The sequence below is a fragment of the Nocardia sp. NPDC059240 genome (assembly GCF_042753865.1).
Taxonomy (GTDB): domain Bacteria; phylum Actinomycetota; class Actinomycetes; order Mycobacteriales; family Mycobacteriaceae; genus Nocardia.
The window spans coordinates 219,150-227,443 of the sequence record NZ_JBHZAC010000005.1 but is presented as its reverse complement, the minus strand read 5'-3'; the positions used below and the strand labels follow the sequence as shown (position 1 = coordinate 227,443).

At 70.3% G+C, this 8,294-nt stretch carries 4 protein-coding genes and 1 pseudogene; 1 reads left to right on the top strand and 4 read right to left on the bottom strand.

Translation table 11 applies throughout. The features are described from left to right. Positions 1-131: 131 nt before the first annotated feature. Positions 132-1,271 carry a DUF3068 domain-containing protein gene (locus ACFXHA_RS19815; protein WP_379358703.1) on the bottom strand — a complete coding sequence of 380 codons (1,140 nt, stop codon included), beginning with the start codon at positions 1,269-1,271 and terminating at the stop codon, positions 132-134. Between the two features lie 187 nt (positions 1,272-1,458). On the opposite strand from ACFXHA_RS19815, the gene ACFXHA_RS19810 reads away from it, so the two are divergent. Then, positions 1,459-2,613, top strand: coding sequence for an acyltransferase family protein (locus ACFXHA_RS19810; RefSeq protein WP_379358701.1), 1,155 nt, complete (start codon positions 1,459-1,461; stop codon positions 2,611-2,613). Here ACFXHA_RS19810 and ACFXHA_RS19805 read toward each other — a convergent pair. From ACFXHA_RS19805 to ACFXHA_RS19795, 3 genes and pseudogenes are all read right to left on the bottom strand, one after another. Then, positions 2,514-6,817: pseudogene (locus ACFXHA_RS19805) on the bottom strand (alpha-(1->3)-arabinofuranosyltransferase). The gene ACFXHA_RS19810 and the pseudogene ACFXHA_RS19805 sit on opposite strands and share 100 nt — an antisense overlap. A gap of 4 nt (positions 6,818-6,821) precedes the next feature. Beyond that, positions 6,822-6,992 (bottom strand): DUF2613 domain-containing protein, encoded by a 171-nt coding sequence (locus tag ACFXHA_RS19800; protein ID WP_157389630.1) that lies wholly within the window; start codon positions 6,990-6,992, stop codon positions 6,822-6,824. 102 nt (positions 6,993-7,094) lie between these two features. Next, positions 7,095-8,186, bottom strand: a complete 1,092-nt coding sequence (locus ACFXHA_RS19795) for an isochorismate synthase MenF (protein WP_379358699.1) — start codon at positions 8,184-8,186, stop codon at positions 7,095-7,097. Positions 8,187-8,294: the final 108 nt, after the last annotated feature.

The window sequence follows — 8,294 nt, the reverse complement described above, 5'->3', positions numbered from 1 at the left end:
TCCCACCAATCCGTGTTACACACCCCCCCCCCCCCCGGGCGCGGGCCCCACCCCCCCCCCCCCCCGGGCCCCCCCGCCCGCCCCCCCCCCATATACCCAACCCCCCCCCCCCGCCGGGTGAACGGGAGCCGCTAGGGCTTCTTGTTCATGTCGATCTGCTGGGTGGGCGGGTCGAAGCTGCCGCCGGGACCGCCGGCCGGAGCCGGGGCGGGACGGCGGACCGGGGTGGGGCCGTTGCCGTTCTTGCCGAGCACCCCGAGCAGGACACCGAGGATCAGGAAGACCGCGGCCAGCACGCCGAGGATGATCGGCAGGATGCGGCCGTACAGCGCCAGCTTGTCCATATTGTCCTTGGCCACCGAGATCTGCGACTCGATGGTGTTCTCATCGAACACCAGGGTCGACTTCAGCGCGGTCACCTCGGGCTTGTCGCCGCTACGGGCGTAGTACAGGTGAATCTGCTCCTGGCCCTTGATGACCGTGCCGGTGTCCGGCTCGACCCACAGGTCACGGACATTGGTGTAGAAGCGGTCCATGGCGACGTCGCCGTCACCGTCCACGCCCCACTTGGCGGCGGGCAGCGTCAGCCGGTTGGTCGCCGAGTTGGCGACCGAGTTGAGATCGGTGGCCGGAACGGTCATCTGGAAGTGGTAGACCTTCAGATTGTTGATCTCGGTCTCTTCGACGTAGTTGATGTCGAAGGTCTTGCGCGCGTTCAGATCGAAGTACGGGTAGGTCTTCTTGTCCGTGCCGATCGGGAAGCGGTACTGGAGGCCGGTGTGCTGCACCGGGTCCATGACGCTCGCGCCCTTCTTGTCGACCGTCACCGCGATCGAGCCGTTGGGGCCGCCGTCCACGGAGTCCACGGGCTCACCGGTCTTGCGGTCCACGGTGACGCGGTCGATGGTCGCGGTGAGCAGGCCGGTGTCGCCCTGCTTATCGGTGCGACGCAGGGTCTGACCGGCCTGGATCGTCAATTCCGAAGCATTGGAGGGGTTTTCGATGGTGAGGAAGCGCTGCGAGACGAGCGGGACGTTCTGGTCCACCTTGGCCGAACCGGTCGGCGAGGTCAGGGACTTGGCGTCGAGCACCTCACTGGGGGCACCGGTCTGCGGATTCGTCGCGACGGTGGTGATTTCCAGGTCCAGCGGGGTCTTCGCGAGGCGGCTCACGGTATAGGTGGGGATCATGATCGCGGCGACGAGCAGCATCGCACCGATTCCCACGAGTACGCAGGCCACCGTCCTTCGGGTACCGGCACTGAGTGCCATGCAGGTTCTCCTCGTCGTCGAACACGTGATTCGTCCAGCACTACGGTCGCCGCGCAGCACTCGTGAGCCCAGACACTAACAGTCCGAGCGGTCCAAGAGTGCGGCCGAGTCAGGAAAACACCCCTAAAATCCCCCAAGTCAAATGGCGGATGCTCACATAAAGGGGTACAAGGCAGACTGGGACCCGATGACCACCACCCTGAACCCTGATGCGGGCCCGATCCCGGCCGGAGTTCCGGCCGAACAGCGGCTCGGCCGGTTCGTTCCGGCGCTCGAGGGGATGCGCGCGCTGGCCGCGCTGGGCGTGGTCCTCACCCACGTGGCCTTCCAGACCGGCGCGACCGGACAGCCGCTGCTGGGCCGGGTCTGGGAGCGATTCGACATGGCGGTCGCGGTGTTCTTCGCGCTGTCCGGATTCCTGCTGTGGCGGCCGCACGCGACGGCGGCCCGGGAAGACGGAAAAGCACCGAGTGCCGCGCGGTATCTCCTGCATCGCGCGGCCCGCATCCTGCCCGCGTATTGGGTAGTGGTGACCGCGGTGCTCATCCTGCTGCCCAGTGCCGCGCACACCGCCGGACTGCGGGTGTGGGTCTCCAATCTCGCGTTGCTGCAGGTGTTCGTGCCGTTCACGCTGACCGACGGGCTCACCCAGATGTGGAGTCTCTCGGTGGAAGTGGCCTTCTACCTGATACTTCCGCTGCTGGCGTTCGCCCTGGTCTGGTTGCGTGGGCGGCGGGCCCGATTCCGGGTCCCGGTGGTGCTCGGCTTCGGACTGCTCTTCCTGGGCTGGAACCTGTTGCCCGTGCCCACCCCCGAAGGCATCCATGCCGACAACTGGCTGCCCGCCTACCTGCCGTGGTTCGCGACCGGCATGCTGCTGGCCGAACTCGCCGACCTGCCCGTCCCGCGCCTGCGGCGGATCGCTGGAGACCACCGGCTGATGTGGCCGCTGGCGTTGGCGGCCCTGTTGCTCGCGACCACGAACCTGGCCGGGCTCCGGGGCCTGACGCACGGTCAGCCGTGGCAGTACGCCACCAAGATGACGCTCGGCGCGATCATCGGCTTCGGGCTGCTGGCACCGCTGGTGCTGCGGCCGGATCGCAAGCACCGCTGGCTGGAAAGCCGGGTGGCCGCGACGCTCGGACGCTGGTCCTTCGGCATCTTCATCTGGCATCTGGCGGTGCTGTCGATCATCTTCCCGGTGTTCGGCATCGTGCCGTTCCGCGGGCATTTCGTCATCGTCTACCTGTTGACGATCGCCTTCGCGCTGCCGTTGGCGGCCGCCAGTTTCGCGCTCGTCGAGGAACCCGTCCGGCAGTGGACGCGCCGCCGCTTCGGCTGAACGGCAGCACGATTCAGCGCTTGTCGGGCAGCGCGGCCAGACCGACCGCGATCACCGCGACCAGGGCCGGGAACTGCACCCACAATGAGCCGCCGACATAACCGTCGAACGATCGCCACGGCCCCGTCGACAGCGCGGCCGCACAGATCGCGGTGCCGCCGCCCGCGAGCGCGACCAGCACCCGGGGCCACCGGCTTGGACTCAGATGATCGACGAGCAGCCCGATTCCGGTGAGCACCAATGCGATCGGACCCGCGATGAGCCCGGCCGCGGCGGCCAGGCCCAGCCCGGCGACGGTCCGGCTGCGCCAGGTGCGCGGCGGTGGGCCGTCATCGCGGACCCGGGACCGCGCACCCCGCACGGCCAGCACGATCAACGGGAGCAACAGCAGCAGGCCGCCGAAGATGGCGAGGCGATACCAGCGGTCGGTGGGGAAGGAAACGGTGATCGGGCCCTGCGTCCCGGGCGGGACCAGCCACGCCTGCTGCCAGCCGTTGATCACCAGCGGTTTCAACGTCGCGCCGGTGGCGGTGTGGGCCTGCCAGCCGACATTCGTACTCAGCGGCAGGACCAGCACCTGCGTCCCGGCCGTGCCGTTCGGTTCGGCCACCGGCGGTAGTGCCGGGGTGCGGTCGAGGCGCAGTTCGTCGACGGTGAACAGTTCGGTCGGAGCGACCGCGACATCCACCCGTCCGGAAGGGAATTCGAAGGTGGAGTCGTCCTCCGAGCACACGGTCGCGGGCAGCGGTGCGCCGGAGAGCAATTCGGCGGCGGTGCCGGTCACGGTGGTGTGCAGGGTGTGGCCCGCGGCGGCGATGGTGGGGCCGTGTGCGCAGTCGATGGTGATCGGCCGGTTCGGGTCGGCGGGCGCGGGATAGTCGGGGCCCAGCACGTTCACCTCGGCCAGGCCCGGCGGCTGCTCCTGCGCGAAACCCAGTGCGGTGCGGTCGAGGACCGGATCCCAGGTCTGGATGCTGATCTCGATGCGGTCGGTGAGGTACGGATGCAGCTCGACCCGGCTGACCGCGCCGGAATCCGAGTTCACCGCGCGCACCTGCGGGCCGTCACCGAGATTCACCGAGATCGAGGTGGGGTGGGCGGGCAGATCGCCGCGCGAGGGCGCCACCTCCAGGCCGGTCACCAGGGTCGGGGCCGGAAGTTCGATGGTGAGTGTGGGTTTCGCCCCGGCGGGATTGCGCACGCTGGTCTCCGGCGCGGTCCAGCTGGTGCGCGGATCGCCGTCGGTGGCGGCCAGCGCCGACCCGCGCGGGTCGCCGACATCGGCCTGCCCGCGCGCGATGGGGCGATCCGGATCGGTGAGCAACGCCTCCAGCGCCGGACCCGGACGGGTGTGCACGATCAGATCCGGGGCGACCGGGATCGGCTGCGGGACTTGCAGGGTGCGCTCGAACAGGCCGGGTTCCTCCGCGGCCAGTGCCAGGCCCTTACTGCAGCGGACCCGGTCGGGAGAGTCGAAACACGCACTGCGGCCGGGGAATTCCTGGCCCAGGTCCCAGCCGCGCACCGGCGTGTTCGCGGGCGCCGGCGGCAGTACGGTGCGGTGCCGGATATCGAGGGTGACCGGGTTGTCGCGGTCGGCGTAGTCGTCCACCGAGATCTCGCTGATCCCGAATTGTCCACCGGCACTGCCGTCCTCGGTGTTCATGGCGGTGACCTTGATCCAGTTCGTGGCGCCCGGCGGCAGCGAGATCGGCACCGGCGTACCGGGTTCGGTAATGCGCGCGGCCACCGTGCCCTTGGCGGTCTCCACCTCCACCCACTTCACAGGGCTGCCGATGGCGGCGGCGCTGGTGTTCAGGCGCAGCACCGCGGAGCTGACCGGCCGGTCGAGGTCGAGCCGGAGCCATTGGCCCACAGCATGTTCCGCGCCGTTGGAGATCCACGCGGTGGCCGGGTCGCCGTCCACCACGGCCGCGGTGGAACTGCCGGGGGCGGCCCCGCCCAGCTGGGTGGCGTCACCGGCGGAACTCGAGGCGGTGACGGTCGCGCCGGACCATTCGCCCTCGACCGATTGCGCGCCGTACACCGGATAGTCGGGGACCAGATTGTGGGTGCGCCGGTCATCGCCCGGGGCGCGCAGCGCGGAGTTGTGGTTGTCGACGCGCCCGAAATCGGTTTCCCGATCCATCGGGGTGTCGGTGATGGTGACGGCATCGGCGGGCAACCCGGCCGCCGCGGCGTCGGCGGCCAGCAGTACCGGCCCGACGGGTGTCGCGGGATTGCGGCGCAGCCGTTCCACCACCTCCGGCCCGCCCTGCACGACCGAGAGGCTGTCCAGCGGCACGGTGAACGCGCCCGGGAACGAGGTGGGCGCGCCGATGCCGCCGCGTACTTCGGCGGGCATGCCGGGTTGTCCGCTGTCGACCCGGTAGATCTCGATGGCTCGGTAGTCGGGCCGCAGATCGCCGTCGGCCACCAGGCCTTCCACCCGGCCCGTCTCGACCGGGTCACCGAACTCGGCGACCTTGTGCAGGCCGGGGGAGCCCTCGATCGCGCGGTGCGCCAGCATCGGCCGCGTGGAGCGCGAGGTGTCCGGGTCGAGGTCGTTGCGCAGCACCAGGATTCCGATGCCCTGCCCGGCGAGGGTGGCCGCCAGCCCGGCCGAGGGCCGCCCGTCGGCGATGAGCCGCTGCACCGAGTCCATGGCCCGGATCGCGCCGGGCGGGTTGAGCGGCACCGCGTCCCGCACCGCCCACGGGGTGCTCGCGAGTGCCTGCAGCGGTTCGTCGCGGGTCAGACCCCACACCTGGCTGGCGAACGGCGCGCCCGGTACCACCAGGGCGCGGGTGTCGGAGGCGTTGTGCGCCAACCAGTCCGCGGTCTGCTGCCAGTACTGCGGCACCCGGTCGTAGCTGCCGCGCGGGGCCAGTTTGCCGGTCCAGGCCAGCGAGGTGGACAGTGTCAGCGCCGTCAGGATGAGCGCGCCGACGGCGACCATCTTGTCGCGCTCCGGATGCGCGAAGGCCCTGCGCCACACCGGCATCGGCACTGACCCGGGCAGCGGCACCCGGCCCAGCAGCTGCGCCAGGCCCAGCACCAGCGGCAGCCGGATGAGCGGCTCCAGCTTGTGCACATTGCGCAGCGGCGCACCGCCGGAGTCCAGGAACAACCGGACCTGTTCGGCGAACGGTCCGCCCAGCTCACCCGCGTAGCCCGCGCAGATGCCGACCAGGCCGACCAGCAGGATCAGGGCCAGTCGTCCGCGATTCGGCATGGAGCGCAAGGCCAGTCCGGCCATGCCCGCGGCCGCCAGCATGCCGGTGGCCAGCACCGCGGCGGGCTGGGTCACCAGCACCGCGCCCGCGATGCGCTCCGGCGAGACGAACGGAGTCCAACTGTCGGTGCCGCGCAGCACCTCACCGAGTGAGGCCCACTGCGTCGTCACGCCGGAGGATTCGATGTAGTCCAGGAACGGCGGACTCACCTTGCCCAGCAACAGCAGTGGCACCACCCACCAGAAGGTGCCCAGCGCCAGCAGCGGAATCCACGCGCGCGTGAAGCGCCACCAGGCGCGGTTGGGTTTGAACGAGATCCACCAGAGCGCGGCGGGCAGGAACGCCGCCGCCGTGGCGACCGCGTTCACCGAACCCATCAGCGCCAGCGCCAGCGCACTGCCCGCGGGTGTCGCCATCCCGCGTCGCGGGAGTGAAGAGTCGGAATCCTCGCCGTGTTTCAAGGCAACGCCCAGCGCGGCGGGCGCGAGCAGCACCCAGGGCGCGAGCATCATCGGCAGCGTCTCGGAGGAGATCGACCCGAGCGTGGTGAGCACGCGCGGCGACAGCGCGAACGCGACCGCGGCGATCAGTCGCGAGCCGCGACTACCGATCCCCAGCGTCTCGCAGAGCCGGATGATGCCCCAGAATCCGGCGAGCAGCAGCAGCGCCCACCAGATGCGCTGGGTCGCCCAGCCCGGCAGACCGAGCAGATGACCGAGGGAGAAGAACGCGCCGTGCGGGAAGAAGTACCCGTAGGCCTGGTTCTGGACCTGCCCCATCGGGGCCTGGCTGCTCCACAGATGTGAAGCGCGCGAAAGGAATCCGAGCGGGTTCTGCGCCAGATCGTATTTCGTATCGGCGACGGTCTGCCCGGGAGACTGCAGAAAAGTGAGTAGGAATGCGGCGATGACACTGCCGAACAGCCAGCGGCGGCCCAGCGGTGCGGTGTGGCCTGGTTCGGAGGTCAGCCGGTCAGCGCGAGCCGTACTCAACGTTGTTCAATAGCGACGAGCCCGCGTCGCCACTGCGGTCGATATCGGGCCGCTTGTCCTGCGAAGCCGCCATTGTGATGACCAGGACCGCCGCCAGCCCGACCAGGGCTCCGCCGACAGCACTCGCTGCACCAGGAACGGCAAACTTCATCGCGGTACTCCCAACATCGGACGCATGCGTAACCGGGCCAACGGCCCAGCCTCCCCGGCACTCTAGCGGATGGTGCCTCGGCGTACGGAAAACGCTGCTGGGTTATTCCGGAATCGGGCAGTGCAGTCCGCCGAGGAAGGTGTGGAGTTTGGCGGTGGTTTCGTGGAGTTCGGCATGGGGGTCGGAGGCGGCGACTATGCCGCCGCCGGCGAAGGCGCGCAGGGTGAGGGTGTCGGCGGAGAGTTCGGCGCAGCGGATGGCCACGTACCAGTCGCCGTCGCCGGCGGTGTCGCACCAGCCGACCGCGCCCGCGTAGAAGCCGCGGTCGCCTTCCAGGTCGGCGATGGCGTCCAGGGCGAGGTTGGTGGGGGTGCCGCAGACGGCGGGGGTGGGGTGCAGCAGGACGGCCAGGTCGAGGGCGGTGGTGGCCGGGTGGCGGAGACGGCCGTGGATGGGGGTGGCCAGGTGCCAGACCTCGGGGGTGGACAGCAGTTCGGGGCCGTCGGGGATGGACAGTTCGACGCAGACGGGCGCGAGTCGCTCGCGGATCCAGTCGATGACGTAGGCGTGCTCTTCGCGATTCTTGCTGCTGTCCAGCAAATCCTGGGCCTGCGCGGCGTCGGCGTCCGGATCGGCGAGCCGGGGCAGGGTGCCGGCCAGCGGATGCAGGGTGACGGTGTGGCCGCGCCGGGAGATCAGGACCTCGGGTGTCGCCCCGATCAGGGTCTCGCCGGGGCGTCCGGCGGCGGAGAGGTCGACGGCGTAGACGGCGGCGCGCGGATGGCGGGTCACCAGATGCCCGGCGATCACCTCGGCCTCCAGCGGGGCCGACGCCTCGGCCACCAGCGACCGTGCCGCCACCACCTTGCGCAGGGGTTGCCCGGGATCCGACAGCAGTTCCACCAGCTTGGTAACCCGCGCGACATGCTCTGCGGCGCTGGGCATTTCGGAGACCACCCGAACCTCCGGCAGCTCCGGCAACGCCGCCGGACGCCACGGCCCGACGGTGTGCGCGGCCTGCTCGGGGGCGACCAGGGCGGCCGGACGGCGCGGATCGAACGGCAGCGCGCCCACGATCAGCTCGTGCGCGCCGGAGCGCAGTGCCGCGCTCGCGGCCGCCGCCGAGGCGAACGCGGCGCGGGTGCCCGAGGTGCGGACGACACCGTCGGGTGTCGCGAGCAGAAATCCGTCCATGATCCGAACATAGTCCGGGGCGTCGGCGCCGAGCCCCGGGGAGCGACGCATCTCTCACGGTGCCCGCGGTCACGCACGGGTGAACATGGTGCGCCCCAGCATCTTTCC

Bases quoted from the DNA above. Each gene is read 5' to 3' on its own strand.
- ACFXHA_RS19815 (WP_379358703.1), bottom strand. From the start codon at position 1,271: ATGGCACTCAGTGCCGGTACCCGAAGGACGGTGGCCTGCGTACTCGTG.
- ACFXHA_RS19810 (WP_379358701.1), top strand. From the start codon at position 1,459: ATGACCACCACCCTGAACCCTGATGCGGGCCCGATCCCGGCCGGAGTT.
- ACFXHA_RS19800 (WP_157389630.1), bottom strand. From the start codon at position 6,992: ATGAAGTTTGCCGTTCCTGGTGCAGCGAGTGCTGTCGGCGGAGCCCTG.
- ACFXHA_RS19795 (WP_379358699.1), bottom strand. From the start codon at position 8,186: ATGGACGGATTTCTGCTCGCGACACCCGACGGTGTCGTCCGCACCTCG.